This is a genomic window from Phycicoccus sp. M110.8 (assembly GCF_032464895.1).
GTDB lineage: Bacteria > Actinomycetota > Actinomycetes > Actinomycetales > Dermatophilaceae > Pedococcus.
The window spans coordinates 372,476-399,279 of sequence record NZ_JAWDIC010000001.1 but is presented as its reverse complement, the minus strand read 5'-3'; the positions used below and the strand labels follow the sequence as shown (position 1 = coordinate 399,279).

The window sequence follows — 26,804 nt, the reverse complement described above, 5'->3', positions numbered from 1 at the left end:
TGGGTCGGGTCGGCGACGCTTCGGTGCGCCGGGACGTGGCTGCACTCTACTGAGCGGGCGCTTAGCGGCACAGGTCGGGCGGCGGTGGCGGGCGGCCGGTTCCCGACTAGGGTTTCCGTGGACGGACCCGACCACCGCAGGACCACCGCACGACCCACAGCAAGGACACACATGGAGATCTGGCCCGGCAAGTCCTACCCGCTGGGGGCGACGTACGACGGCACAGGCGTCAACTTCGCCGTCTTCTCCGAGGTGGCGACCCGCGTCGAGCTCTGCCTCGTCGACGACGACGGCGCCGAGACCCGCCTCGACCTGCCCGAGGTGGACGGCTTCGTCTGGCACGGCTACCTCAACGGGCTCCAGCCGGGGCAGCGCTACGGCTACCGCGTCCACGGCCCCTACGAGCCGGCCGCCGGCCACCGCTGCAACCCCTCGAAGCTGCTGCTCGACCCCTACGCCAAGGCGATCGACGGGATGGCCGACGGCGACCAGTCGCTGTTCTCCTACGACTTCGACGACCCGAGCGACGAGCCCGAGAAGGCCAACACCCAGGACAGCCGGGCGCACACCATGTACTCCGTGGTGATCAACCCGTTCTTCGACTGGGGCCAGGACCGCCACCCGCGGCACGAGTACCACGACACGGTGATCTACGAGGCGCACGTCAAGGGCCTCACCGAGCTGCACCCGGAGGTGCCGGAGGAGATCCGCGGCACGTATGCCGGGATGGCCCACCCCGTGACCATCCAGCACCTCAAGGACCTCGGTGTCACCGCCGTGGAGCTCATGCCCGTGCACCAGTTCGTCGACGACTTCACCCTGCGTGACAAGGGGCTGCACAACTACTGGGGCTACAACACGATCGGGTTCCTCGCGCCGCACAACGGCTACGCGGCATACGGCACCCGCGGCGAGCAGGTCGCGGAGTTCAAGGGCATGGTCAAGGCGCTGCACGAGGCGGACATCGAGGTGATCCTCGACGTCGTCTACAACCACACCGCCGAGGGCAACGAGCTCGGCCCGACGCTGTGCTTCCGCGGCATCGACAACGCCGCCTACTACCGGCTGGTGGACGGCGACGCGTCGCACTACTACGACACCACCGGCACCGGGAACAGCCTGCTGATGCGGCACCCGCACGTGCTGCAGCTGATCATGGACTCGTTGCGCTACTGGGTGACCGAGATGCACGTTGACGGATTCCGGTTCGACCTCGCAGCCACCCTCGCCCGCCAGTTCCACGAGGTCGACAAGCTGTCGGCGTTCTTCGACCTCGTGCAGCAGGACCCGGTGGTCAGCCAGGTCAAGCTCATCGCCGAGCCCTGGGACGTCGGCGACGGCGGCTACCAGGTCGGCAACTTCCCGCCGCTGTGGACCGAGTGGAACGGCAAGTACCGCGACACCGTCCGCGACTTCTGGCGCGGCGAGCCCGCGACGCTCGGAGAGTTCGCGTCGCGCATCACCGGCTCCAGCGACCTCTACGAGCACAACAGCCGCAAGCCGATCGCGTCGATCAACTTCGCCACCGCCCACGACGGCTTCACCCTGCGGGACCTGGTGTCCTACAACGAGAAGCACAACGACGCCAACGGCGAGGGCAACAACGACGGCGAGGGCCACAACCGCTCGTGGAACTGCGGCGTCGAGGGCCCGACCGACGACCCCGACATCAACGCCCTGCGCCTGCGCCAGCAGCGCAACTTCCTCACCACTCTGCTGCTCTCGCAGGGCGTGCCGATGCTGCTGCACGGCGACGAGCTCGGCCGCAGCCAGCAGGGCAACAACAACGGGTACTGCCAGGACAACGAGCTGACCTGGGTCGACTGGGAGCTCGACGAGGAGCAGCGCGACCTGCTGGCGTTCACCCGCAGGCTGGTGCAGCTGCGGGCCGAGCACCCCGTCTTCCGTCGGCGCCGGTTCTTCGCCGGGTCGGCCGACCACGGCGGTGAGAGCGAGGTCGGCGACATCGCGTGGTTCGAGCCCGGCGGCCAGCACATGGACGAGGCGTCGTGGAGCAACGGCTACGCGCAGGCCATGACGGTCTTCCTCAACGGCCAGGCGATCCCGGAGCCCGACGTGCGGGGGCGCCCGATCGTCGACGACCACTTCGTCATCCTCTTCAACGGGTCCGACGAGCAGATCGCCTTCACCCTCCCCGATGCCGACTACGGCGATCGGTGGACGACGGAGATCGACACGGCCGCGCAGGAGGTCGACGACACGGTGTTCGGCCCGGGTGACCAGGTCACCGCGCAGGCGCGCAGCGTCGTCGTCCTGCGGTGCCCCCACGACGTCGAGGCGGGTGCGCCGGCAGGAGCCTCGGTGGTGCGGCGATGACCGCAGCGGCGGGGGCGCCCGGGGCGGGCGCACCCGGGGTGGCGGCGCCCGGGGCGGGGGCACCCGGGCCGGGGGTGGCCGGACCGGGGGCGGCCGGGACGGTGGCCGCGAGGCACCGGCCGGGGCCCGACCGGATCGTCCCCACCGCCACCTACCGCCTGCAGGTCCACGGCGGCTTCACCTTCGACCAAGCCGCCGAGCAGGCGCGCTACCTGGCCGACCTCGGCGTCTCGCACGCCTACCTCTCCCCGGTCCTGCAGCCGGCGCCCGGGTCCACCCACGGGTACGACGTCGTGGACCACACCCGCTGGAACGAGGAGGCGGGCGGCAGCGAGTTCACCCGGCTGAGCCGCACGCTGGCCCTGTTCGGGCTCGGCGTCGTCGTCGACATCGTGCCCAACCACATGGCCACGCCGGCACCGGCCTGGCTCAACGCCCCGTGGTGGTCGCTCCTGGCCGGCGGTCCCGCCTCACCGCACGCGCACTGGTTCGACGTGGACTGGGAGGCCGAGGACGGCCGGGTGCTCGTGCCCGTGCTCGGCGGCCCGCTCGAGGAGGTCGTGAAGTCCGGGGAGCTCACGGTGAGCCGTGACGGCGGCCCGGACGGCGACGAGTGGGTCGTGCGCTACCACGAGCACGCCTTCCCCGTGGCCGAGGGCACCGAGCAGCTCGACCTCCCGGACCTGCTTGCGGCGCAGCACTACCGCCTCGCGGACTGGCGCGAGGGCGGCACGAAGCTCAACTACCGGCGCTTCTTCGACGTCACCTCCCTCGCCGCGATCCGCGTCGAGGACCCGGACGTGTTCGACGCGACGCACCGCCTGCTGCTCGAGGCGTATGCCGCCGGCCACGTCGACGGGTTCCGCATCGACCACCCGGACGGCCTGGCCGACCCGGCCGGCTACCTCGCGCGCCTCGCGGACGCGACGGGCGACGCGTGGGTCGTGGCCGAGAAGATCCTCGAGGGCCAGGAGGAGCTGCCCGGGTACTGGCGGTGTGCCGGCACCACCGGCTACGACGCCCTGCTCCGGGTCTCACAGCTCTTCCACGACCCCGCCGGCGCCGACCGCCTCACGGCGCTGTCCGCCGAGCTGCTGGGGGAGCGGCAGGACCTGCACGCCATGGTCACCGCGGCCAAGCAGCAGGTCGTCGCCGAGGTGCAGGCCGCCGAGGTCAACCGGCTGATGCGCCTCGTCGGCGACGTCCTGCCCTGGGACGACGTGGACTCCCTGCGCCGCGCCCTGGGCGCGCTGCTCGTCGCGATGGACCGGTACCGCGCCTACCTCGGTGACGGCGTCCCCGCCGAGCAGGCACAGGGCCACGTGGTGACGGCCGCCGAGGAGCGCGCCCTCGCCCTGCTGCCCGAGCGCGACCGCCTCAACCTGCGGGTCGTCGCCCAGCTGGCCCGCGGCGGACGGCTGCAGGAGGCGTATGCCGACTCCGAGGCCGCGCGCCACGAGTTCGTCCAGCGCTTCCAGCAGACGACCGGCCCGGTGATGGCCAAGGGCATCGAGGACACCGCCTTCTACCGCTACGTCCGCCTCACCGGTCTGAACGAGGTGGGCGGGGACCCGGGGGAGCTCGGCACCACGCCGCAGGGGTTCCACGACTACGCCACGCACCGCCTCGCGACGTGGCCGCTCACCATGACGACCCTGTCGACGCACGACACCAAGCGCAGCGAGGACGTGCGCGCCCGGTTGGCGGCGCTGTCCGAGCAGGCCGAGGCGTGGTCGCGCTGGGTGCGCACGGCCCGCGAGCTGGCCGCCGCCCACCGCTCCGACCTCCTCGACCCCGCGACGGAGTACCTGCTCTGGCAGACGCTCGTCGGGGCCTGGCCGATCGACGCCGAGCGGCTGGCGGCATACGCCACCAAGGCCGTGCGCGAGGCCAAGCTGCACACGACGTGGACCGACCCCGACGCGGCATACGAGAAGGCCGTCGGCCGGTTCGTCGACGGGGTGACCGGCGACCCCGCGGTGGCCCGCCACGTCGAGTCCTGGCTCGCTGACACTGCCGAGTCGTTCCGCGCCAACGTGCTGGGGCAGAAGCTCGTCCAGCTCGCCATGCCCGGCGTCCCCGACGTCTACCAGGGCAGCGAGGTCGTCGACCTGTCCCTCGTGGACCCCGACAACCGCCGCCCGGTCGACTACGCCCGCCGGGCCGACCTCCTCGGCCGCCTCGACCGGGGCGAGCGCCCCGGCGACCTCGACGCCGAGAAGCTGCTCGTCACCTCCACCGTCCTGCGCCTGCGTCGCGAGCGCCCGTCGTGGTTCACCGGCCCCGACAGCACGTATGCCGCCGTGCCCACCTCCACGCCCCACGCCGTCGCCTTCGCGCGAGGGGACGCCGACGGCCCGGGTGCCGTCGCGGTCGCCACCCGCCTCGCGGGGCGCCTCGCCTCGGCGGGGGGCTGGGGTGACGCGACGGTCAGCCTGCCGGCGGGCGAGTGGCAGGACGCGGTCACCGGTCGCGTCGTCGTGGCCGGGCCCGACGGCGGACGGACCCGGCTGGCCCGGGTGCTGGCCGACCTCCCCGTCGCCCTGCTGGTGCGGCATGGCAGCCTTGGGACCGATGAGCACTCCTGAGGCGCCCGACGCCGGACGGCGTCCCGAGATCACCGTGTGGGCCCCGTGGGCACAGCAGGTACAGGTCGAGTGGACGTCGGCCGGCAGCGCAGCCACCGATGACATGCAGGCCAAGGGCGACGGCTGGTGGCGCTGGGACGCCCCGGCACTGCGCGAGGGTGCCGTCCTCGACTACGCGTTCCGCCTCGACGGTGGCGACGCCCTGCCCGACCCCCGGTCGGCCTGGCAGCCGAAGGGCGTGCACGGGCCCAGCCGGTGGTTCGACGCCTCCGCCCACGAGTGGCGCGACGCCACCTGGGCCGGCCCGCAGCAGGGTGACGGCGTCCTCGGCGGGGTCGTCTACGAGCTGCACGTCGGCACCTTCACCCCCGAGGGCACCCTGGACGCCGCCCAGCGACGCCTCGGCCACCTCGTCGAGCTCGGGGTGGACGTCGTCGAGCTCATGCCGCTGGCGGCCTTCCCGGGCCGCTGGAACTGGGGCTACGACGGCGTCGGACCGTGGTCGGTCCACGACGTGTACGAGGGCCCGGCGGCGCTCCAGCGCTTCGTCGACGCCTGCCACGGCGTCGGGCTGGGTGTCTGCCTCGACGTCGTCTACAACCACCTGGGGCCGGTGGGGAACTACCTGTCGCAGTTCGGCCCCTACTTCGCGGACACCCACCCGACGCCGTGGGGCCAGGGCCTCAACCTCGACGGCGAGGGCAGCTTCCACGTGCGCCGGTGGATCGCCGACAACGCCCTGCGCTGGTTCGCCGACTTCCACGTCGACGCGCTGCGCCTCGACGCCGTGCACGAGCTGCACGACGACTCCGACCGGCACGTCCTTGCCCAGCTGTCCGACGAGGTGGCCGCGCTGTCGCAGCGGCTGGGTCGGCCGCTCGCGCTCATCGCCGAGAGCGACCTCAACGACCCGAAGATGGTCACCCCCACAGCCGAGGGTGGGCTCGGCATGGACGCCCAGTGGGACGACGACGTCCACCACGCGCTGCACGTGACCCTGACCGGCGAGACGCAGGGCTACTACCGCGACTTCGCGGGCAACAGCCCCGCCATGCCCGAGGGCGGTCCGCTCGACGTGCTGGCCAAGACCCTCACCGGGGCGTTCCTGCACGACGGTTGCTACTCGACCTTCCGCGGGGAGCGCTGGGGCGCACCCGTCGACCGGGCCCACACCGACGGCCGGCGGTTCCTCGCCTACCTGCAGACCCACGACCAGGTGGGCAACCGCGCGGTGGGCGACCGGATCTCCGCGCTGGTGCCGATGGCCCGGCAGGCGGCCGGCGCGGCCGTCTACCTCACCTCGCCCTTCACGCCCATGGTCTTCATGGGGGAGGAGTGGGGCGCCAGCACGCCGTTCCAGTTCTTCACCGACTTCGAGGACGCCGCGCTCGGCGAGGCGGTCACCGAGGGGCGGCGGGCCGAGTTCGCCGAGCACGGCTGGGCCGCCGACGAGGTGCCCGACCCCCAGGACGAGCAGACCTTCCGGCGCTCGCAGCTGGACTGGGCCGAGCCGCACGAGGGCGAGCACGCCCGGCTGCTGCGGTGGTACCGCGACCTCATCGCGCTGCGCCGCGATCGCGCCGAGCTCAGCGACGGCCGGCTCGACCTGGTCGAGGTCGACGTCGACGACCGCGAGGGGTGGCTGGTCATGAGCCGGGGACCGCTGCGCGTCGTCGTCAACCTGTCGGAGTCGCGGTGGACCGTCCCGCTCGACGCCACCCCCGACGAGGTCGTCCTCGCCTGGGAGCCGGAGCAGACCAAGCCGCGCCCGGCCGGGTTGCACCTGCCTCCGGGCACGGCTGCGATCGTGCGCATCGGCCAGGACGGCGCCGGCGTCTGACCGGTCCCGTCTTGTCTTGAGGCGATTCGTGGCGGAACCGGCACGATTCGCCCTGCGGCACGGGGGACCGGGGCGATTCGTGGCCGAACCGGCGCGATTGGCCGCCGGGCCCGCGGGTGGTCCGGTCGGTCCGACGCGGGTCAGGACTCCTTGACCCGCACCATGCCCTCCTGGGCGACGGTGGCGACGAGGGTGCCGTCGGCCGAGAAGATGCGCCCGAGGCCCAGGCCGCGGCCGCCGGAGGCGGACGGGGACTCCTGGCTGTAGAGCATCCACTCGTCGGCGTGCACGGGGCGGTGGAACCACATGGCGTGGTCGAGGCTGGCCGGTCGCAGTCGCCGGTCGGACCAGGCCAGGCCGTGACGTCGCAGCACCGACTCGAGCAGGGTGTAGTCGCTCGCGTACGCGAGCACGGCCGCGTGCACCAGCGGGTCGTCGGGCAGGCGCCCGATCGCCTTCATCCAGACGTCCTGCTGGGCGACCCGGTCCGGGCCCGGCTCGGCGAAGACGTCGCCCTGCACGTGGCGCAGCTCGACCGGCCGCCGCAGCAGGTGCTTGGCCGCGGGGTGGTCGACGCCGCCGAAACGCTCCGTCAGCGAGGGCAGCTCGTCGGGCGCCGGCACCTGCGGCATCGCGTCGTGGTGGTCCAGGCCCCCGGCGTGCTCCTGGAAGGAGGTGATCATCGACAGGATCGGCAGCCCGTCCTGGATCGCGTGCACCCGGCGGGTCGAGAACGAGTTGCCGTCGCGCATCCGCTCGACCGCGAACCGGATCGGCTGGGTGTCGTCGCCGGGCCGCATGAAGTAGCCGTGCAGGGAGTGGATGCGACGCGGCCCGTCACCGTCGTCCACCTGCGCCATGGTCCGGCCGGCGGCGATGATGCACTGCGCGAGGACCTGGCCGCCGAAGACCCGGCCGTGCGGCATCTTCTGGCTGCGCCCGAGGAAGACGGTCGCGCCGGACTCCCCGAGGTCGATCGTCGAGTCGCCGACGCCCTCCACGGTGATCCGGGCCGTGCCTAACTCCTCGAGGTCGAGGGTCTGCAGCAGGTCGTCCAGCGGGTCGAGCTCGGCGGGGGTCTGGGCGCTCACAGCCGCACCCTAGCGGGACCCGGTCACGCGACCAGGGGCGGCCGCCGCGTGCCGCCGACGCGCCCGGAGGCGGCCTCGTCCCACGCGGCGGCCAGCCGGTCGACCGCGTCGGTCAGCACCTCGGGCGCGTGCCCGGTGAAGGGGAGCCGCAGGTAGCGGTCCATGCCGCCGTCCACCCCGAACTGCGACCCGGGCGCCAGCACGAGCCCGCGCCGGTCCGCGGCGACGCACAGCGGCGTCGACAGGGCCTCCGGCAGCTCGACCCACAGGCACAGCCCGCCGTCGGGGACGCGGAACCGCCACTGCGGCAGCCGGTCCCGCAGCCCGGCCACGAGGGCGTCGCGGCTGCGCACCACGGCGTCCCGGCGGTGGGCCAGCACCTCCTCGCGGTGCTCGAGCAGGTGCACGAGCACGAGCTGTTCGAGCACGGGGGCGCCGAGGTCGAGGGTGAGCCGGGCGCTGAGGAGGGGTGCGACGAGGTCGCGCGGCGCACGCACCCAGCCGATCCGCAGCCCACCCCAGAACGACTTGCTGGCACTGCCGAGGCTGACCGTGCGCGCGTGGTGGGCCGCGAGCGGCCGGGGCATGCGCAGGTCGGGGTCGTGGGCCAGCTCGGACAGCGTCTCGTCGACGATCGCGACGGTGTGGGTGCCGGCGAGCGCCGCACCCACCGCCGCGCGGTCCGCCTCGTCCATGAGGGCGCCGGTGGGGTTGTGGAAGTCCGGGATGAGGTATGCCGCGCGCGGCGCCGTCTGCCGCAGGGTCGCGTCCAGGGCGGGGGCGGCCCAGCCGGCGGCGTCCAGGGGATGGGCGACCGGCCGGGCGCCGGCCCGGCGCACCGCCTCCACGGCGTTCGGGTACGTCGGGTTCTCCAGCACGACCCGGTCGCCGGGTGCCAGCAGGGCGCGGCAGGCCAGGGCCAGTCCCGACAGGGCGCCGCTGGTCACGATGACCTGGTCGGGCGTCGTCGCGAGGCCGCGTTCGGTGTAGCGCCGCGCGATCGCCTCGCGCAGGCGGGCGAGCCCGAGCGGGTGGTAGCCCGTGCCGGCGAGGTAGCGGGGGAGCTCGGTGACTGCCGCCTCGTAGGCCGCGACCGTGCCGGGAGGCGCGCTCATGGAGGCGCAGGTGAGGTCGATGAGGTCCCCGGCCGTCTGCTCGTCGTGCGGGTGCAGGGCCGTTCCCTGGCGGGTGTCCGGCAGGTCGCCGGGCAGGGCGGTGACGCTGCCCGACCCCTGGCGCGAGGTGAGGTAGCCACGGTCGCGCAGCTCGGCATACGCACGCGTGACGGTCGTGCGGCTCACTCCGAGGGCGGCGGACAGCTCGCGCTCGCTCGGGAGGCGGCTGCCGACCGGCACGCGGCCGTCGGCGACGAGCAGGCGCACCGTGTCGGCGAGCCCGCGGTAGGCGGGGGAGGCGTACAGCGCGGGCCGAAGCAGGGGGACGAGCCGGCTGACGGCGATGGTGCGGGCGCTCACGTGAACCACTTTGACAGAATTGGATCTGTGACAACAGGCCAGTGCAGGCCATTCTTGGCGACGTGACCCGGACCTCCCTCGCACCCCTCAGCCCGATCCAGCAGCTGGCCGCGGGCCGGCGGACCCGCCGCCTGGTGCAGCTGCTCGTCGGGCTGGTGCTCTACGGGGTGTCGATGGCGATGATGGTCCGGGCCGGCCTGGGGCTCGACCCGTGGGACGTCTTCCACTTCGGGATCGCCCAGCACCTGCCGCTCAGCTTCGGGACCGTGGTCATCGTCGTCGGGGCGCTGGCCCTGCTGGCCTGGGTCCCGCTGCGGCAGTGGCCGGGGCTCGGGACGATCGCCAACGTCGTGGTGATCGGCCTGGCCACCGACCAGGCGCTCGCACTGCTCCACCGGCCGGACGCCCTCGCGGGGCGCGTGGCCCTGCTGCTCGGCGGCATCGTGCTCAACGGTCTCGCCGGCGCTCTCTACATCGGCAGCCAGTTCGGCCCGGGCCCGCGCGACGGCCTCATGACCGGGCTGGTGCGCCGGACGGGCCGGAGTGTCCGGCTGGTCCGCACGACGCTGGAGCTCACCGTGCTCGCAGTCGGGTGGGCGATGGGCGGCGTCGTCGGGGTCGGCACCGTCCTCTACGCCCTCGCGATCGGGCCGGTCGTGCAGCTCTTCCTGCCACTGCTCACCGTTCCGCTGCCGCACCCGGGCGACACCCGGGACACCACCGCCTCGTCGGCCCCGGACGGGACCGGGTCGGTCGCGGCGGGCTCAGGACGCGGCCGGCGTTCCGGTCACCACGCGGTGCGCGAGGTCGGCCCAGGCGCCGGCGATCTCGTCCAGGGGTAGGTCGTCCAGCGCTTCCGGGCCGCGCGCCCGGTCCAGGGCCACGGCCTCGAGGGGCGCGAGCAGGGAGTGCGCGAGGAAGCCGCGGTTCCCCGTCACCCCGAGCTCGCCGAGCAGGTGCGCGATGTGCAGGGCGCTGAACGAGCGTGCGCCCGTCGCGCGGCGTCCCACGCGGCCTGCCGCCTCGATGAGCCGGGCGGCCTCGACGTTGTAGGTGAGGCGTTCGCGGCCGAAGGCCAGGAGCCGCTCCATGGCCGGGGCGCCGGGTCCGAGCGGAGGTGGTCCCGACAGGACCCGCCGCTGGAACTCCTGCTCGCGGAAGTCGAGCATGGCCGCCATCAGCCCCGCGCGGCTCTCGAACCGGCGGAAGACCGTGCCCTTGCCGACACCTGCCGCCTGGGCGACCGCCTCCATGGTCACGGCCTCGACGCCACAGCGGTCGATGAGGTGGCGTGCGGCGACCAGCAGCGCCTCGCGGTTGCGCGCCGCGTCGCGACGCTCGACGGGCGGGGCCCCGAGCAGCGGAACCGGCACCTCGCTCATGGGCCCGATCCTAGGGTCGTCGCCGCGGTGCCCGACGGGAAATAAACCGGACCGCGGTCCGGTTGTGGTGGGGTGCAGGCTTCCCCCCACCTGAAAGGTCCCGCTATGTCCGACACCCGTGTCGTCGTCCTGGTCGGCTCGCTGCGCGCCGACTCGCTCAACCGTCGCATCGCCGAGCTGCTCGTCGAGCGCGCCCCGCAGGGCATCACGATGGAGATCGCCGAGGGTCTCGGTGACATCCCCTTCTACAACGAGGACCTCGACCGTGCTGGCGAGGTGCCCGCCGCGGCGCAGGCCCTGCGCGGGCTCGTCGACGGCGCGGACCGCGTCCTGGCCGTCACCCCCGAGTACAACGGCACCATGCCGGCCGTCCTGAACAACGCGATCGACTGGCTGTCCCGCCCGTACGGCGCCGGGGCCATCAAGGGCAAGCCGTTCGCCGTGGTCGGGGTCACCCCCACCCCGTACGGCGGCCAGTGGGCCCACGAGCACGCCCGCCGGTCCGCCACCATCGCCGGTGCCATCGCGCCCGAGGACATCGCCTTCTCGCAGACCTCGATCGACGTCGAGGTGCTGACCGACGAGGAGGTCGTGGGTCGCCTGATCGCCGCGGTGAAGTCGCTCGCGGCCGTCGAGCCCGCACCCAAGGCCGCCTGAGCCGACCGACCGACCCCGGGGCTCCGTGCCCGCGGCCCTGGGCTTCGTGCCCTCGGCCCTGGGCTTCGTGCCCTCGGCCCTGGACCCCGAGCCCGGGGGCCGGGGTTTCCGCAGCCTCGCCCCGCGGCTCAGGCCTCCAGAGCGAGGACGAACGGAAGGACGCCGCGAGCGCCGGCACGGCGCAGGACCTGCGCCGCGACGGTGAGCGTCCAGCGTGACGACGCCAGGTCGTCGACCAGCAGCACCGGACCGGTGAGTCCGCTCACCGCCCGGTGCTGCTGCGTGTCGAGGGCCAGCCGCTCCCAGACGTTGGCCAGCCGGAAGGCGCTGTTGCCACCGGCCTCGCCGACGGGGCCGCCGTCGACGAGCTGCAGCGGGCCGAGCCACTCCAGCCGGCCCATCTGCGCCAGGCCCTCCCCGAACGACTCCACCAGCTGCGGACGGGTCCGGGAGGGGACCGCAGCCACCGCGACGGGCCGCTCCTGCCAGCCCCAGTCCCGCAGGATCGGCACGCAGGCCCGCAACAGGGCGGGGTCGACGGGTGCGTCGGGGGAACGGAGCAGCTCGCGCAGCCGCTGGCCCCAGCCGAGGTCCGTGAGCCGCGCGACGGCATACCCGGGCTGCATGGACTCCTCCACCGGGATCTTGCCCTTCACAGGCACCCCGAGCCGGTCCATCCCCGTGGGCCACTGCGCGCGGGGCTCGAGCTGGACGCCGGCGCGCTCGAGCCGCCCGCGGGCGGTCGTGACGGCGGTGTCCGGCACCTCCGTGGGGAACCACGGGCCCGCGCAGCCGTCGCACCGCCCGCAGGGGGCCGCGCTGCCGTCGTCCAGCGACTCCTGGAGGAAAGCCATCCGGCACCCGTCGGTGCGCTCGTAGGCGACCATGAGCTCCTGCTCCCGGACCCGCGCCTGCGCCACTCGCTCGTAGCGCTCGGCGTCATAGGTCCACGGCTGGCCCGTCGAGGCCCATCCGCCCGAGACTCGCTGCACCGCGCCGTCGACGTCGAGCACCTTGAGCAGGAGCTCGAGCCGGGTGCGGCGGATGTCGACGATGGTCTCGAGAGCTGCTGTCGACAGGGGGCGCCCGCTCTCGGCGAGGGCGCGCAGCACGGCGTCCGCCTGCTCCTGGCGCGGCATCGAGGCGGAGGCGAAGTACGCCCACACCTCCTTGTCCTCGGGCCCGGGCAGGAGCAGCACGTCGGCGCGCTCGGTGGCACGCCCCGCACGCCCGACCTGCTGGTAGTAGGCGACGGGCGACGACGGCGCACCGAGGTGGAGCACGAACCCGAGGTCCGGCTTGTCGAAGCCCATGCCCAGGGCCGACGTCGCCACGAGGGCCTTGACCCGGTTGTCGCGCAGCATGGTCTCGAGCTGCTCGCGGTCGGCCGGGTCGGTGCGGCCGGTGTAGGCGCGCACCTCGTGACCGGCGTCGCGCAGGGCGGCGGCGACGTCCTCGGCCCCGGAGACCGTGAGGGCGTAGATGATCCCGGACCCCGGCAGCTCGTCGAGGTGCGCGAGCAGCCACGCCAGCCGCTGCTCCGGGGAGGTCTGGCGCATCACGCCCAGGCGCAGCGAGTCCCGGGCGAGGCCGCCGCGCAGGGTGAGGACGTCGTGGCCGCCGACGCCGAGCTGCTCGACGACGTCGGTGACGACGCGCGCGTTGGCGGTCGCGGTGGTGGCGAGCACCGGCGTGCCGGCGGGCAGGGTCTGCAGCAGGTCGCGGATGCGGCGGTAGTCCGGGCGGAAGTCGTGACCCCAGTCCGAGACGCAGTGGGCCTCGTCGACCACGAGCAGGCCGCACCGTCGGGCCAGGTCGGGCAGCTGCTCGTCGCGGAACCGCGGGTTGTTGAGCCGCTCGGGGCTCAGCAGCAGGACGTCGACCTCGTCGCGGGCCAGGGCCGCCGACACCTCGCCCCACTCCTGGGCGTTGGCGGAGTTCATCGTCACCGCCCGGATGCCGGCCCGCTGGGCGGCCGCGATCTGGTCGCGCATCAGGGCGAGCAGCGGCGACACGATGACCGTCGGGCCGGACCCCTCCTCGCGGCGCAGCACGGTGGAGACGAAGTAGACGGCCGACTTGCCCCAGCCGGTGCGCTGCACGACCAGCACCCGCTGGCGGCGCTCGACGATCGCGAGCACAGCCTCGAGCTGCCCGTCGCGGAAGTCGGCGTCGTCGCGCCCGACCAGGCGTCGCAGGACGGTGGTCGCGCGGGTCGTGAGGTCGACGTCCGGGGCAGTCTGCATGGCGACCACCGTAGGCTGCCCGCCCGACAGCCCTGCGAGGATGTCCCCATGTCCGAGGACCAGGCGACGCCCCCACCGGAGCGCTACCGCGTCAACGTGCCGCTGCGCTGGAGCGACATGGACGCCTACGGCCACGTCAACAACGTGCAGTTCCTGCGGCTGCTCGAGGACGCCCGCGTCATCGGGTTCGAGGAGTGGTTCGGCCAGGACCGGTCGGTGCTGTCCGCGGGCATCCTGGTGGCCCGGCACGAGATCGAGTACCTCGCGCCGCTGCTGTTCCGAGTCGCGCCCATCGTCGTGGAGATGTGGCCGACCCGCATCGGCGGGGCGGGTTTCGACCTCGGCTACGAGGTGCGCGACGGCCGCGACGGCGAGCAGCGGGAGACGGTCTTCGCCCGGGCCGAGACGACCCTGGTCCTGTACGACTTCGCCACCGCCCGTCCGCGGCGCATGGACGACTCGCTGAGGTCGGTCCTGCAGGCGCACGCCGGCGACCCGACGCCGTTCCGGTGGCGGCGCCGGTGACCACGCTCCGCTTCCCGGACGCGCAGGGCCTGGCCGACCTCGCGGCATACGTCCGGCGCGCCAAGGTCGCCGACGACGACGGCGCGATCCGGCTGCAGGCCTCCGGGACCACCCTCGCGGGCTACGTCTCGGTGCTCCCCGGTGCCGGGCTGATGGGGGAGGGGGCGGTGCTCGGGCTGCGCGTGATGGCGCTGGCCGCGCCCAGCGAGCTCGACACCACCGTGCCACTCGCGGGCATCCTCGACCGGGTCGCGCGCGACCAGGCGGCGACCGAGCTGTCGGTCCCGCCGACGGCCGTGCGGGTCCCGTGGGCGGCGTTGTCACCGCCGCGGTCGGGCTGGGAGCGGGTGGGGGTCGTGTCCGCCGACGAGCTGAATGCCGTGGCACGGCAAGGGATCTCGGAGGTCGCCGAGGGTGCCCCGGCCGAGGCGGGTGGTCATGCGGTGACGGCGCTGCGCCGGCAGGTGTGGGCGCGCGCCACCGCGACGACGCCACCGGTGCCCGCGGGCGGGGCGTTCGCGGCATACGTCCTGGGGTTCAGTGCCCCGGGCGCCGAGGTGACGGTGTGGACCCACGGGCGGTGGACCCGGCTGTCCACCCCCGTCGGCCACGTCCTCGTGCGCTGACGTCAGCTCACGTTCGCGACCAGCAGCCGCCTCGTCCTCCCGTCGGAGGTGACGACGGCCAGGTGTCCGCCCCAGGCGGCGAGTGCCTGCACGTCTCCGGGCGGTGCGGCCCACGCCGACCACGTCCCGACGGTGTCCCTGTGCACGAGCGCGCCCCGGTGGCCCCGCACGAGCACCCAGAGGCCCGCGCCGTCGAGCGCCGGGAGCGCGCCGGTGGCGGACGACGAGGCGACCGTTCCGGGCAGTGGCACCCGCGCCACCACGGAGGTGGAGGCGTCGCGGGGACGCGTGGAGGGCGCGGTGAGGCGCCAGAGGGCGGCAGCGTCGCCGTCGGTGCCGACGAGCCAGCAGCCGCTGGCGTCACAGGCGCTGCCCGTCGCGCCGGCCGCCGACGTCGTCGCCGGGAGGTCGTGGCGCTCCCACGGGCCACGCGGGTCCGGTGACGTCCAGGCGACGGGCCGCTGGGACGGTGTGGGGCCCGAGAGGTCGGTCGTGGCGCCAGCGACGACGACCCCGCCGGGGCCGCCGGGCCCGCCGGACAGGGCGACCGTCGCGACCTGCACCAGGTTCGTGGAGCTGCTGGCGAGCGACGTGCCGGTGCTCGGCAGGCGGTCCCACCGTTCCTGCGAGGCCCGCAGCCAGAGGGTGCCGTCGAGCCCGGGCCCGCCGTCGTCCCACGCGCCGACCACGACGTCCCTGCCGGCGCCGGTGGCGACGGCTGCGAGCCCGCCCGCCCTCGGGCCGCCGAAGGTCTCGAACGGCTGGGGGCGCTCCTGCACCCCGGAGGCGCTGCCGTCCCACACGGTCCACCGGGGCAGGCCGTGCGCGCCCCCGGTGGCGCGTCCCACCCCCACGACGTGCTGCCCGTCCACGGCCAGGGACGCCCAGTGGGCCGAGTGGGCGTAGGTGCTTCGGGGTGTGAGCGGCACCGCGGCGAGGGTGCGCCCGTCGAGGCCCACCGACCAGAGGGAGGGGCCCGTGGACGACGTGGCCCCGACGACGGCGGCGTCCGCGGAGGCCGCCAGGGTGAGAGGTTCGTCGCCGCGCGGCAGCGGGACGGGCGCCCAGGCGAGCGGCCGGGGCGTGGGGGCGGGAGGCGGTCCCTGGTTGCCGCTGCAGCCCACGACCGCCACCGCCAACGACGCCGCGGTGACCGCGGGGAGCAGCCAGGTGGCCGCGGCGCGGGCGCTCACGTGCGGGCGGAGTCCAGCAGGGGCCCGAGCTCGCGAGCCACGGTCCGCAGCGGTGCGGTGTCGTGCTCGGCCCGGGACAGGATGATCGAGCCCTCGAGGGCGGAGAGCGCCAGGACCGCCAGGGCGCCGGCGCGCCGCCGGGGGACCCCCATGGAGGCGAACCCCTCGCGCAGCGGTCGCTGCCAGGTGGCGAGGGCGTCCGACGCCGCCCGCCGCAGCGTCTCGCTGCCCTCGGCGCAGTCGACGACGGTCGCGGCCACGGGGCAGCCGCGCGCGAAGTCGCGGCGCTCGAGCTCGGCGACCCACTCGCGCACCAACGCGCCGAACAGGCCGGACGGGCTGGGTGTCCGCGTCCGCTCGAGGTATGCCGTGACGCGCGATGCTGCGAACTCACCCGACCACGCGAGCGCCTCGGTGACCAGCTGGTCCTTGCCGCCGGGGAAGTAGTGCTGCAACGAGCCCCGCGGGGCGCCGGCCTCCGCCGCGACGGTGCGCAGGGCGGCGCCGGCGACGCCCTGCTCGCGCAGCTTCTGCGCTGCCACGTAGACCATGTTCTCGCGATGCGTCCGCCTGTCGCTGCTCACGTCGTGACTCTATGACCACCGTCATACTTATGACTACTATGACGAGCGTCATAGTACCGGTGAGCGGGAGGTACGTCGTGGTTGTGGGGTTCGTCGGGCTGGGTGTCATGGGGCGTCCGATGGCGCTCAACCTGGTGGAGGCCGGCGCGGAGCTGGTCGTCTGGAACCGGTCATCGGCGGCGGCGGAGGAGCTCGGCCGCGCCGGTGCCCGTGTCGCGGCAGACGTCGCGGAGGTCTTCGCGGCGGCTGACGTGGTGCTCCTCATGCTCGCCTCGGAGGACGTGCTCGACAGCGTGCTCGGGCGCCACACCTCGCGATTCGCCGCACTGGTCGCAGACCGGACCGTGGTGCACATGGGCACGACGTCACCGGAGTTCTCCGTGCGCCTCTCCCGCGACGTCGCCAGGGCCGGTGGGCGGTATGCCGAGGCGCCCGTCTCGGGGTCGCGTCCCGTCGCGGAGGCCGGCCAGCTGGTCGTGATGCTGGCGGGGGACGAGACGGTGCGGGCCGCGGTGTCGCCGGTGCTGCAGCCGCTGGGCCGTGCGGTGGTCGAGACCGGCGGCGTCGGGTCCGCGCTGCTGACCAAGCTCGCGGTGAACCTGTTCCTCATCACCCAGGTCACCGGGCTCGTCGAGGCCTTCCACTTCGCTGCCGAGCAGGGACTGGACCTCGACACGTTCCGCCGGGTCGTGGAGGAGGGGCCCATGGTCAGCACCGTGGCCCGCGCCAAGCTGGGCAAGCTGCTCGACGGCGACTTCGAGGTCCAGGCGGGGGCTGCGGACGTCCTGATGAACGCCGAGCTCATCGTCGCGGCCGGGCGCCGGGCCGACGTGGCGACGCCGATGGCGGACGTCTGCCGCGACCTCTTCGCCGAGGCGGTCGCGGCCGGCTGGGGCGACCTCGACATGGCCGTCGTGCTCGAGGCGGTGCGCGAGCGCTCGCGGGCACGGCGCGTGGGTGCGGCGACGCCGGGCTGAACGGGCTGCGACGGTCAGCGGGCGCGGATGCGGGAGCCGGCCAGCACCACGCAGGCGGCGACGGCGCTGAGGCCTAGCCACATGCCGACGAAGACCGGCACGTCCTGCCCGGCGCGGGTGTGCAGCGCCGCGAACACGGCCCCGGCCGCAGCGATCCCGATCACCGAGCCGAGGACGTCGGCCAGCTGCAGCGACGACGACGTCGCCCCGTGGTCGGCCGGGGGAGTGAGGGTCAGCGACAGGACCGACAGGCTCGCGGTGCCGAGCCCCATGCCGGTGCCGCACGCGACCAGGGCGAGGGCGATGAGCCACGGGTGCCAGTCGAAGTGGGTGACGGCCACGACGCCGAGCAGGCCCGCCGTCAGCAGCACGCCGCCGGCCACCACCAGCCGGTCGCGCCGCCCCGCCCACCGGTCCCGGCCCTGCACCCAGGAGCCCGCGGACCAGCCGAGCGACCCGACGGCCAGGATCGTGCCGGCCGTGCCGAGGGACTGCCCCCGCTCGTTGACGAGCATGAGCGGGATGTAGGTGATCGTCCCGAAGAAGGAGCAGGTCAGCAGGAACCGGGCCAGCATCACCGACGGCAGGCCCCGGCGAAGCAGCCACGTCCCGGCCGGCAGCAGCAGGGGCGCCGCGACGGCGATCCCGCCGACCCCGACGACGGCGACGACCGTCTGCGCGGACCACTGCGCCGACAGGTCGTGCGTGCCCCACTGGAGGGCCCCGGCGGAGGCGGCGATGAGCAGCCCGAACCAGGCGGCCCTCGTGTGCGCGCGGTGGTCGCGGCTCGAGGCGTCGATGCCGTCGTCAGCCGCGGCGATCTGGGCGCGGCGGCTCAGGACCATCGTCATCGCCAGGACGACCGGCGCGACGACGAGCCAGAACACCCACCGCCACGACCACGTCGTGGTCACCCACGCGGCGATCGGCGGGCCGAGGAGCGACGGCAGCACCCACGCGGCGGAGATGACGCTAAAGACCTTGGGGCGCAACGAGTCTGGGTAGACGCGGCCGATGACGACATACCCCGCCACGATGATGAGCCCCGCCCCCAGCCCGGCGACACCGCGCCCGAGGAGGAACAGCCCGAAGGCCCTGGACGAGCCGCACACGGCGCAGCCGGCCGCGAAGAGGAGCTGTCCGGCATACAGGGACGGCAGGGGACCGGAGCGGTCGCACCACACGCCGGCGAGGACGATGCCGAGCAGCTGGGTGGTGAGCATGACCGAGAAGGCGAGCCCGTACGAGCGGACGGCGTCCAGCTCGCGCGCCGCCGCCGGCATCGCCGTGGACACCGCCATCCCCTCGAAGGCGATGACGGTGATGAGCGCCACCAGCGCGAGCGAGACGAGGGCGTGGGCCGGGCCGAAGACCCCGCCCCCGGCGCCGGCCGCCGTCGTCCTCGCGGTCGGTGCGGGGCTGGTCACCCGCTCAACGGTACGCCGCGCTCGGCCAGCACCGCGGCAAGGGTGTCGATGCGGTCGGAGACGATCCCGTCGACGCCGAGGTCGAGCAGCCGGTGCATCTCCTGCCCATCGTCGACGGTCCACACGTGCACGTGCTTGCCCATGGCGTGGGCGCGCTCGAGCAGCTCGGGGGTGACCAGCTCGACCGTGCGGCCGCCGACCACGTGGGCGGTGGGGACCTGGAGCGCGGCGGCAGGGGAGCGCAGCCACTGCGCCACGCGGCCGGGGGCGAAGCGCATCGCGGCGACCTCCGCAGGACCCGCCGAGGTCGCCAGCCCCGGCCCGAGCAGCCGGCGCACCGCGCGCAGCCGGCGGTCGGAGAAGGACCCGACGCAGACGCGGTCCACCGCGTCGTGGCGGGCGATCACCTCGGCAAGGGGTGCGACGGCGCCCGGCGCCTTGACGTCGATGTTGAGGCGTGCCGAGGGCAGCTCCTCGAGCAGGTCCGACAGCAGCGGGATGGGCTCGGTGCCGTTGATCCGTGCCGAGCGCACCATGGACCAGGGGAGGTCGGCGATCCGGCCCGCCATGTCGGTGACCCGGTCGAGGACCGCGTCGTGGAAGGCCAGCAGGACCCCGTCGCTGGTGGCGTGGACGTCGGTCTCGAGGTAGCGGTACCCGAGGTCCACCGCACGCCGGAACGCCGCGAGGGAGTTCTCGAGGTGCACGTTGTCCGCCAGCTTCGCGCCGCCCCGGTGGGCCAGGCCGATCGGGGTCGGGGCGTCGAAGTAGGCGAAGTCGGCGGGTCGCACGGCGTCAGTCTGCCGTGCGAGCCGCCGCCGGTCCCGTCGGGTGGTCCCGTCGGTCCGGGCTCGCCACTCCTCGCGGCTCAGGCGGTGGTGGCCCAGACCGTGGTGTCGAGCGGCACGAGGCCGTCGTCGGTCAGCGGACCCGACGCGACGAGGACCGTGGACCCCTCGGGGAGGGCAACCGGCTCGGTGCCCAAGTTGGCCAGGACCAGGGTGCTCTGGCCCTGGCCCGTGTTGACGAGCGCCACGACGTCGTCGCCGTAGCCGGCCAGCTCGGCGAGGCCGCCGGTGCCGAGCTCGCGCTCGCGGCGGACGCGCAGCAGGTCGCGGTACAGCTCCAGCGTCGAGCCCTCGACACCGACCTGCTGGTCGACGGCGTACTCGCCGTAGACCGCGGGCTGCGGCAGCCAGGTCGCGTCCGAGGGCCCGAAGCCGAACGACGGCGCGTCCTTGACCCACGGGATCGGCACCCGGCAGCCGTCGCGACCGATCTCCTTGCCCTGCGTGCGGATGAACGTCGGGTCCTGGCGGAACTCGGCCGGCATGTCGGTGGAGTCCGGCAGCCCGAGCTCCTCGCCCTGGTAGACGTAGGCGCTGCCCGGCAGGGCCAGCATCAGCGTCGACGCGGCGCGGGCCCGGCGCAGGCCGAGCTCGCGGTCGGGCTGCGGGTCGGCGGCGCTGATGCCGTTGGGACGGCGCTCGCCGACGGGCAGGCCGAGGCGCGAGGCGTGCCGGACGGTGTCGTGGTTCGACAGGACCCAGGTGCTCGGGGCACCGACCGAGTCGGCGGCCGCGAGCGAGGTGTCGATGACGGCGCGCAGGTCGGCCGCCCGCCACTGCGACTGCAGGAAGTCGAAGTTGAACGTCTGGTGCATCTCGTCCGGGCGGACGTAGCGGACGGCGCGCTCCTGCGGCCGCACCCAGGCCTCGGCGCACAGGATGCGGTCGGGCTCGCCGTATCCGTCGAGGATCTTGCGCCAGGCGCGGTAGACCTCGTGCACGCCCTCCTGGTCCCACATGGGGGGCTTGGGCGCACCGGGCTTGAGCTCGCCGTCGAGGATGTGCAGCTCGGCGTCGTAGTCGGGCAGCCCAGGCTCCTTGATGAGCCCGTGGGCGACGTCGACGCGGAAGCCGTCGATGCCGCGGTCGAGCCAGAAGCGCAGGATCGACTCGAACTCGGCGTGGACCTCGTCGTTGTCCCAGTTGAGGTCGGGCTGCTTGGAGTCGAACAGGTGCAGGTACCACTGGCCGGGCGTGCCGTCGGCCTCGGTGACGCGGGTCCAGCCGGCACCGCCGAAGACGGAGTGCCAGTCGTTCGGCGGCTCGTCGCCGCCCGGGCCGCGGCCGTCGCGGAAGATGTAGCGGTTGCGCTCGCGCGAGCCCGGGGCCGAGGCGAGGGCCTCCTGGAACCACACGTGCTCGTCGCTGGTGTGGTTGGGGACGAGGTCGACGATGACCTTGAGGCCGAGCTCGTGGGCACGCGCCACCATCGCGTCGGCGTCCTCGAGGGTCCCGAAGAGCCGGTCGATGTCGCGGTAGTCGGCGACGTCGTAGCCGGCGTCGGCCTGGGGGGAGGTGTAGAAGGGGCTGAACCAGACGGCGTCGACGCCGAGGTCGCGCAGGTGCTCCAGGCGGGCGGTCACGCCGGGGAGGTCGCCCACGCCGTCACCGTCGGAGTCGGCCCACGACCGGGGGTAGATCTGGTAGATGACCGCGTGCCGCCACCAGGCGGCGTCGGCGGAGTCGGCGGGGTGGACGAGGTCCGTGGAGAGCGTGTCAGTCACGGGGGACCATGCTCCCGCATGGGTGCCACCGGACGAAATCCACCCCGCCGGTGACCGTATGCCGGTCACGCGGCTGCGGCCTGCGCGTCTACTCGTCGTCGAGCGAGTTCACCAGCGAGTGCGCGGCGCGCTCGAGGTAGTCGCGCAGGAGCAGGTCGTCGGCCGGCGCGAGGTCGAGCGTGTCCACCGCCGCCATCATGTGGTGCAGCCACCGGTCGCGCTGGGCGGGCGTGACCTTGAAGGGGTGGTGCCGCATCCGCAGGCGGGGGTGGCCGCGCTGCTCGGAGTACGTCGTCGGGCCGCCCCAGTACTGCTCGAGGAACATGCGGAGCCGGTCCTCGGCCGGGCCGAGGTCCTCCTCCGGGTAGAGCGCCTTGAGCGGCTCGTCCTGGGCCACGCCGCGGTAGAACTCGTGCACCAGCCGGCGGAACGTCTCGTGCCCGCCCACCTGGTCGTAGAAGCTCGTCGGCCGGCCCGGCGTGCCGGGTCCGCCGGGCGTCGTGGCGCTCATCGGCCGCCCACCGGGCCCGGGCCGAACGGCGTCATGACCGGCGCCTTGATGCCGTTCTCGTCGAACGCCGTCTTGACCCGCTCGCGGATCTCGCGCGAGATGCCGTACTGCTGCTCGGGCGCGGTCTTGGCGATCACCCGGATGGTGACGACCGAACCGGTGATCGACTCGACGCCCACCACCTGCGGCTCCTCGAGGAGCTTGTCCTGCCAGGCCTCGTCCTCGTCGAGCCGGTGCACGACGTCGCGGATGAGCGGGATGACCTTCTCGAGGTTCTCGCTGTAGGCGACCGGGAGGTCGACGACGGCCGTCGACCAGCCCTGGCTCTTGTTGCCGATCCGGACGATCTCCCCGTTGCGGATGTACCAGACGACGCCCTGGCCGTCGCGCAGCCGCGTGACGCGCAGCGAGACCTCCTCGACCGTGCCGATGGCCTCACCCGTGTCGACGACGTCGCCGACGCCGTACTGGTCCTCGAGGATCATGAAGATCCCGGACAGGAAGTCCTTGACCAGGCTCTGCGCTCCGAAGCCGAGCGCCACCCCGCCGACCCCGGCCGTCGCCAGGATCGGGGCGAGGTTGATGCCCACGATCCCCATCACGGTCAGGATCGTGATCAGCGCGATGACGAAGGTCACCGTGCTGCGCAACAGCGACCCCATCGTCAGGGTCCGCTGGCGGTGCCGCTCGTGCGCCGTCCCCGTGGCCGAGGCGATCGCGCGACGAGCGCGGCCCGGTTCCTGCTCGCGCCGGGCGTCAGCCCGGGCGAGCGTCACCTGCACGGTCCGGCCGATCGAGCGCAGCAGCACCCAGCGCGCGAGCAGGGCGATGAGGACGACGACGACGATCTGGAGCGGGGCGCCGAGGAACCAGTCGGCGACACCCTGCCAGGTCAGCTTGCCCAGCTCCTGCACGAAGTGATCAAGCATCGGCGTCCCGGGCCTGGGCGCGCAGGGCGCGCGCGACGGGGTCGCGGTTCTCCACGACGAGGCGCCTCAGGGCCGCCGGTGCGTCCGGGTGGCTGTCGAGCCACTTCTGGGTGGCGTCGTGCAGCTCCTGGTTGGCGAGCACCATCGGGTAGAAGCCGGTCACCAGGATCTCGACGATGGCGTGCGAGCCCTTGGACTCCACCGTGTCGAGCATCTCGTGGTACCGCGCGACGTACGGCTCGAGCAGCGACACGTCGTGGACCGTGGTGAAGCCCAGGGCGATGGCCTCGATGACCGAGTTCGGCAGCCCCTCCTCCTCGACCGCGCGCCGCCAGGCGGCCGCCTTCATCTCCGGGGTGGGGATGGAGGCGAGGGCGCGGGCCCAGCGCTCGCGGCCGGTCGCGGTGTTGTCGCGCTCCTTCTCGGCGTCGACCTCCGCCTCGGTGGCCGCGCCGACCGAGGCGAGCGACGTCAGCAGGGTCCAGCGCATGTCGGTGTCGACTGCCAGGCCCTCGAGCACGTCGGAGCCGTCGTACAGGCCGCGCAGCCAGCGGGCGTGGTCCCCGCCGGGCTGCACGCCGGCATACGTGGTGAGCAGCTGCAGCTGCGCGTCGCTGCCCGGCGTCGCCGCCTCGGCGAGCGCGCGCAGCCGCGCGGAGGCGGTGGACACGGCCTCGGCGCGGTGGTCGGGGGCCACGTACATCTCCAGCGTGGTGCGCAGCTGCCCGAGCAGGGTGCGCAGCATCGTCGAGTTCGTCTCGCCGGACAGCGTGGTGAGGACCAGGTCGACGAAGTCGCGCCCGGGCATCTCGGCGTCGCGGGTCATGTCCCAGGCGGCGCCGAGCACGAGGGCCCGCGGCAGGCTGTCGGCGAACGACCGGGTGTGCGCCAGGGCCGTGGCGAGCGAGCGCTCGTCGAGGCGGATCTTGGCGTAGGCCAGGTCGTCGTCGTTGACGAGCAGCAGGTCCGGCGCAGGGCGCCCGACCAGCTCGGGCACCGGGGTGCTCTCGCCGTCGACGTCGAGCTCGACCCGGTGGGTGCGCACGAGGCTGGTGGTGCCGTCCTCGGCGGTGTCGACGTCGTAGAGGCCCACGGCGAGGCGGTGTGGCCGCAGCGTGGGGTGCTCCTCGACCGCGGTCTGCTCGATGACGACCGAGGACAGCAGGCCCTGGTCGTCGGTCTCGACGACCGGGCGCAGGGTGTTGACGCCGGCGGTCTCGAGCCAGAGCTTGGACCAGGCGCCGAGGTCACGGCCGGAGGTGGCCTCGAGCTCGGACAGCAGGTCGTCGAGCGTGGTGTTGCCCCACGCGTGCTTGGCGAAGTACGCGCGCAGGCCGTCGCGGAACGGCTCGCGGCCGACGTAGGCGACGAGCTGCTTGAGCACCGACGCGCCCTTGGCGTAGGTGATGCCGTCGAAGTTGACCTCGACGTCCTGCAGGTCACGGATCGGCGCCACGATCGGGTGCGTCGAGGACAGCTGGTCCTGCCGGTAGGCCCAGGCCTTCTCGGCGATGCCGAAGGTGGTCCACGCGCTCTCCCACTCGGTGGCCTCGGCCTGGCAGGTGGTCGACGCCCACTCGGCGAAAGACTCGTTGAGCCACAGGTCGTTCCACCACTTCATGGTGACGAGGTCGCCGAACCACATGTGCGCGAGCTCGTGCAGGATCGTCACGCCGCGGCGCTCGACCATCGCCTCGGTCACCTTGGAGCGGAAGACGTAGATCTCGCTGATGGTGACGGCGCCGGCGTTCTCCATCGCGCCCATGTTGTACTCGGGCGTGAAGAGCTGGTCGTACTTCTCGAAGGGGTACTCGCAGTCGAACTCCTCCTCGAAGAAGGCGAAGCCCTTCTTGGTGAGCTCGAAGACGTTGTCGGCGTCGAGGAACTCGAGCATCGAGCGGCGGCAGAAGATGCCCAGCGGCACGGTGCCCTTGCGCGTCTGCGCCTCGTCGCGCACCACGGCATACGGGCCGGCCACGAGCGCGGTGATGTAGCAGGACATCCGCGCGGTCGGGGCGAACGCCCAGGTGGCCGCACCCTCGCGCACCGGCGTGGGCTCGGGGGTGGGGGAGTTGGAGACGACCTGCCAGTGGTCGGGGGCGGTCACGGTGAAGCCGTAGGTCGCCTTGAGGTCGGGCTGCTCGAAGACGGTGAAGACGCGCCGGCAGTCCGCCACCTCGAACTGGGAGTAGAGGTAGACCTCGCCGTCGACGGGGTCGACCAGGCGGTGCAGCCCCTCACCCGTGTTCGTGTATGCCGCGGTCGCGTCGACCGTGAGCGTGTTCTGCTCCGCGGTGGTCGGGATCGTGACCCGCAGGCCGTCGAAGTGGGTGGCCGGGTCGAGCGACTCGCCGTTGAGGGTGATCGCCTCGACCGAGGGTGCGATGAGGTCGATGAACGTGCCCTCGCCCGGACGGGTGCTCGTGAAGGTGACCGTCGTCGTGCTGCGGAACGTCGTCTCGGACGTGGTGAGGTCGAGGGCGATGTCGTAGTGGTCGACCTGCACGAGGCCGGCGCGCTCGGCCGCCTCGTCGCGGGTCAGGTTCTTGCCAGGCACAAACAGCTCCTGCGGTGGGTGTCCAGGGGTCGGCCCATCCTGTCACGGGCGACCGACCCCGGGAGGGCGCACCCGGGGTCGCGCCACCCGGCGCGACCGGGCGCGGGGCCAGTGGCAGGATTGGGGGTGTGAGTGCTGCGACCGACGTCTCGACCACCCGCTCCGCCGCCGAGTTCTGGTTCGACCCCCTGTGTCCGTGGGCGTGGATGACCTCCCGCTGGATGATGGAGGTGGAGAAGGTCCGCCCCGTCGACGTGACCTGGTCGGTGATGAGCCTGTCCGTCCTCAACGAGGGCCGTGACCTGCCCGAGGAGTACCGGGCGATGATGGACAAGGGCTGGGGCCCGGTCCGCGTGGTCATGGCTGCTCGCAAGTTCCACGGCGAGGAGGTCACCAAGCCTCTCTACGACGCGATGGGCACGCGGATCCACCTCGGTGGTGAGAAGGACTTCGCCAAGGTCATCGTCCCCGCCCTTGAGGAGGTCGGGCTGCCGGTCGAGCTCGCGGAGTACGCCGACAAGGACGACTTCGACGCCGAGCTGCGCGCCAGCCACCAGCGGGCGATCGACCTGGTGGGCGACGACGTGGGCACCCCGGTCGTGGCGGTCAACGGCGAGGCCTTCTTCGGCCCGGTCGTCACGCCGGCCCCGAAGGGTGAGGCCGCCGGCCGTCTGTGGGACGGTTGCGTGCTCGTCGCCGGCACCCCCGGCTTCTACGAGCTGAAGCGCAGCCGAACCGTCGGCCCCATCTTCGAGTAGGAGACCCCATGCGCGTCCACATCGGCGGCGACCACGCGGCATACGACCTGCTGAACGAGCTCGTCTCGTTCCTGGAGTCCGAGGGGCACGAGGTGACCAACCACGGTGCCCACTCCTACGACGCCGAGGACGACTACCCGGTCTTCGTGCTCCGCGCGGCCGAGGCGGTGGCGGCCGACCCCGAGTCGCTGGGCGTGGTGCTCGGCGGTTCGGGCAACGGTGAGCAGATGGCGGCCAACAAGGTCGCCGGCATCCGCGCCGCCCTGTGCTACAACACCGAGCTGGCCCAGCTGGCGCGGGAGCACAACAACGCGCAGGTCATCTCCATCGGCGGCCGGATGAACACGGTCGAGGAGGCCAAGGACATGGTCCGCACCTTCCTCGCCACGCCGTTCTCGAAGGCTCCGCGGCACGAGCGGCGGATCGCGATGGTCGGCGAGTACGAGAGCACCGGGACGCTCCCGCCCCTGCCCTGATCTGTGGAAATGCCGCGGCACCGCCGGGCACGCCACTAGGGTGTGCGCAGGGA

The 26,804-nt window shown here is 73.4% G+C and carries 22 protein-coding genes; 10 read left to right on the top strand and 12 right to left on the bottom strand.

Translation table 11 applies throughout. The features are described from left to right. Nucleotides 1–171: 171 nt before the first annotated feature. From glgX to treZ, 3 genes are read left to right on the top strand one after another with little or no spacing between them, the layout of a single operon-like run. The gene (gene glgX / locus RKE38_RS01900; protein ID WP_316005766.1) at nt 172–2,337 is read left to right on the top strand and encodes a glycogen debranching protein GlgX; all 2,166 of its coding nucleotides are present in this window, start codon (nt 172–174) and stop codon (nt 2,335–2,337) included. Beyond that, entirely contained in the window at nt 2,334–4,925 is a 2,592-nt protein-coding gene (gene treY, locus RKE38_RS01895; RefSeq protein ID WP_316005765.1) for a malto-oligosyltrehalose synthase, read from the top strand. Before glgX ends, treY begins: the two co-directional genes overlap by 4 nt. After that, complete coding sequence (treZ, locus tag RKE38_RS01890) at nt 4,912–6,765, top strand: malto-oligosyltrehalose trehalohydrolase (protein WP_316005764.1); 1,854 nt, start codon at nt 4,912–4,914, stop codon at nt 6,763–6,765. The genes treY and treZ overlap by 14 nt, the downstream gene beginning before the upstream one ends. A 140-nt stretch (nt 6,766–6,905) precedes the next feature. On the opposite strand, the gene RKE38_RS01885 is transcribed toward treZ, so the two are convergent. Both RKE38_RS01885 and RKE38_RS01880 read right to left on the bottom strand, forming a co-directional pair. Then, on the bottom strand, nt 6,906–7,856 hold the full coding sequence (locus tag RKE38_RS01885) for an acyl-CoA thioesterase II (protein WP_316005763.1): 951 nt from the start codon (nt 7,854–7,856) through the stop codon (nt 6,906–6,908). Nucleotides 7,857–7,879: 23 nt separating this feature from the next. Continuing rightward, complete coding sequence (locus RKE38_RS01880) at nt 7,880–9,331, bottom strand: PLP-dependent aminotransferase family protein (RefSeq protein WP_316005762.1); 1,452 nt, start codon at nt 9,329–9,331, stop codon at nt 7,880–7,882. Between the two features lie 62 nt (nt 9,332–9,393). Between RKE38_RS01880 and RKE38_RS01875 the strand changes: the two genes are divergently transcribed. After that, entirely contained in the window at nt 9,394–10,173 is a 780-nt protein-coding gene (locus RKE38_RS01875; protein WP_316005761.1) for a hypothetical protein, read from the top strand. Here the strand turns inward: RKE38_RS01875 and RKE38_RS01870 are convergent. Continuing rightward, the gene (locus RKE38_RS01870) at nt 10,096–10,713 is read right to left on the bottom strand and encodes a helix-turn-helix domain-containing protein (protein ID WP_316005760.1); all 618 of its coding nucleotides are present in this window, start codon (nt 10,711–10,713) and stop codon (nt 10,096–10,098) included. The genes RKE38_RS01875 and RKE38_RS01870 overlap by 78 nt on opposite strands. A 105-nt stretch (nt 10,714–10,818) precedes the next feature. On the opposite strand from RKE38_RS01870, the gene RKE38_RS01865 reads away from it, so the two are divergent. Then, nucleotides 10,819–11,370 carry an NAD(P)H-dependent oxidoreductase gene (locus RKE38_RS01865; protein WP_316005759.1) on the top strand — a complete coding sequence of 184 codons (552 nt, stop codon included), beginning with the start codon at nt 10,819–10,821 and terminating at the stop codon, nt 11,368–11,370. Nucleotides 11,371–11,498: 128 nt separating this feature from the next. Here the strand turns inward: RKE38_RS01865 and RKE38_RS01860 are convergent, their stop codons facing one another. Continuing rightward, complete coding sequence (locus tag RKE38_RS01860; protein ID WP_316005758.1) at nt 11,499–13,616, bottom strand: RecQ family ATP-dependent DNA helicase; 2,118 nt, start codon at nt 13,614–13,616, stop codon at nt 11,499–11,501. 48 nt (nt 13,617–13,664) lie between these two features. Between RKE38_RS01860 and RKE38_RS01855 the strand changes: the two genes are divergently transcribed. Both RKE38_RS01855 and RKE38_RS01850 read left to right on the top strand, forming a co-directional pair. Then, a complete protein-coding gene (locus RKE38_RS01855; protein ID WP_316005757.1) occupies nt 13,665–14,141 on the top strand; it encodes a thioesterase family protein in 477 nt (158 codons plus the stop codon). After that, nucleotides 14,138–14,767: a hypothetical protein gene (locus RKE38_RS01850; RefSeq protein ID WP_316005756.1), complete on the top strand. Its 630-nt coding sequence runs from the start codon at nt 14,138–14,140 to the stop codon at nt 14,765–14,767. Before RKE38_RS01855 ends, RKE38_RS01850 begins: the two co-directional genes overlap by 4 nt. Before the next feature lie 2 nt (nt 14,768–14,769). Here the strand turns inward: RKE38_RS01850 and RKE38_RS01845 are convergent, their stop codons facing one another. After that, a complete protein-coding gene (locus tag RKE38_RS01845; protein ID WP_316005755.1) occupies nt 14,770–15,960 on the bottom strand; it encodes a hypothetical protein in 1,191 nt (396 codons plus the stop codon). Continuing rightward, nucleotides 15,957–16,544 carry a TetR/AcrR family transcriptional regulator gene (locus RKE38_RS01840; protein WP_316005754.1) on the bottom strand — a complete coding sequence of 196 codons (588 nt, stop codon included), beginning with the start codon at nt 16,542–16,544 and terminating at the stop codon, nt 15,957–15,959. Before RKE38_RS01840 ends, RKE38_RS01845 begins: the two co-directional genes overlap by 4 nt. A gap of 11 nt (nt 16,545–16,555) precedes the next feature. Here RKE38_RS01840 and RKE38_RS01835 point away from each other — a divergent pair, with 11 nt between their 5' ends. Further along, nucleotides 16,556–17,521, top strand: a complete 966-nt coding sequence (locus RKE38_RS01835; protein ID WP_316005753.1) for an NAD(P)-dependent oxidoreductase — start codon at nt 16,556–16,558, stop codon at nt 17,519–17,521. Nucleotides 17,522–17,535: 14 nt separating this feature from the next. On the opposite strand, the gene RKE38_RS01830 is transcribed toward RKE38_RS01835, so the two are convergent. From RKE38_RS01830 to pepN, 6 genes are all read right to left on the bottom strand, one after another. After that, a complete protein-coding gene (locus RKE38_RS01830; protein ID WP_316005752.1) occupies nt 17,536–18,948 on the bottom strand; it encodes an MFS transporter in 1,413 nt (470 codons plus the stop codon). Then, nucleotides 18,945–19,739: a glycerophosphodiester phosphodiesterase gene (locus RKE38_RS01825; protein WP_316005751.1), complete on the bottom strand. Its 795-nt coding sequence runs from the start codon at nt 19,737–19,739 to the stop codon at nt 18,945–18,947. The genes RKE38_RS01830 and RKE38_RS01825 overlap by 4 nt, the downstream gene beginning before the upstream one ends. Nucleotides 19,740–19,816: 77 nt before the next feature. Beyond that, a complete protein-coding gene (locus RKE38_RS01820) occupies nt 19,817–21,520 on the bottom strand; it encodes a glycoside hydrolase family 13 protein (RefSeq protein WP_316005750.1) in 1,704 nt (567 codons plus the stop codon). A gap of 88 nt (nt 21,521–21,608) precedes the next feature. After that, on the bottom strand, nt 21,609–22,031 hold the full coding sequence (locus tag RKE38_RS01815) for a globin (RefSeq protein ID WP_316005749.1): 423 nt from the start codon (nt 22,029–22,031) through the stop codon (nt 21,609–21,611). Next, on the bottom strand, nt 22,028–22,960 hold the full coding sequence (locus RKE38_RS01810) for a mechanosensitive ion channel family protein (protein ID WP_316005748.1): 933 nt from the start codon (nt 22,958–22,960) through the stop codon (nt 22,028–22,030). The genes RKE38_RS01815 and RKE38_RS01810 overlap by 4 nt, the downstream gene beginning before the upstream one ends. Next, a complete protein-coding gene (pepN, locus tag RKE38_RS01805) occupies nt 22,953–25,517 on the bottom strand; it encodes an aminopeptidase N (protein ID WP_316005747.1) in 2,565 nt (854 codons plus the stop codon). Before pepN ends, RKE38_RS01810 begins: the two co-directional genes overlap by 8 nt. Before the next feature lie 128 nt (nt 25,518–25,645). On the opposite strand from pepN, the gene RKE38_RS01800 reads away from it, so the two are divergent. Both RKE38_RS01800 and RKE38_RS01795 read left to right on the top strand, forming a co-directional pair. After that, on the top strand, nt 25,646–26,275 hold the full coding sequence (locus tag RKE38_RS01800; RefSeq protein WP_410055420.1) for a DsbA family protein: 630 nt from the start codon (nt 25,646–25,648) through the stop codon (nt 26,273–26,275). Between the two features lie 8 nt (nt 26,276–26,283). Then, the gene (locus RKE38_RS01795; RefSeq protein WP_310148513.1) at nt 26,284–26,751 is read left to right on the top strand and encodes a ribose-5-phosphate isomerase; all 468 of its coding nucleotides are present in this window, start codon (nt 26,284–26,286) and stop codon (nt 26,749–26,751) included. The last annotated feature ends 53 nt before the right edge of the window (nt 26,752–26,804 follow it).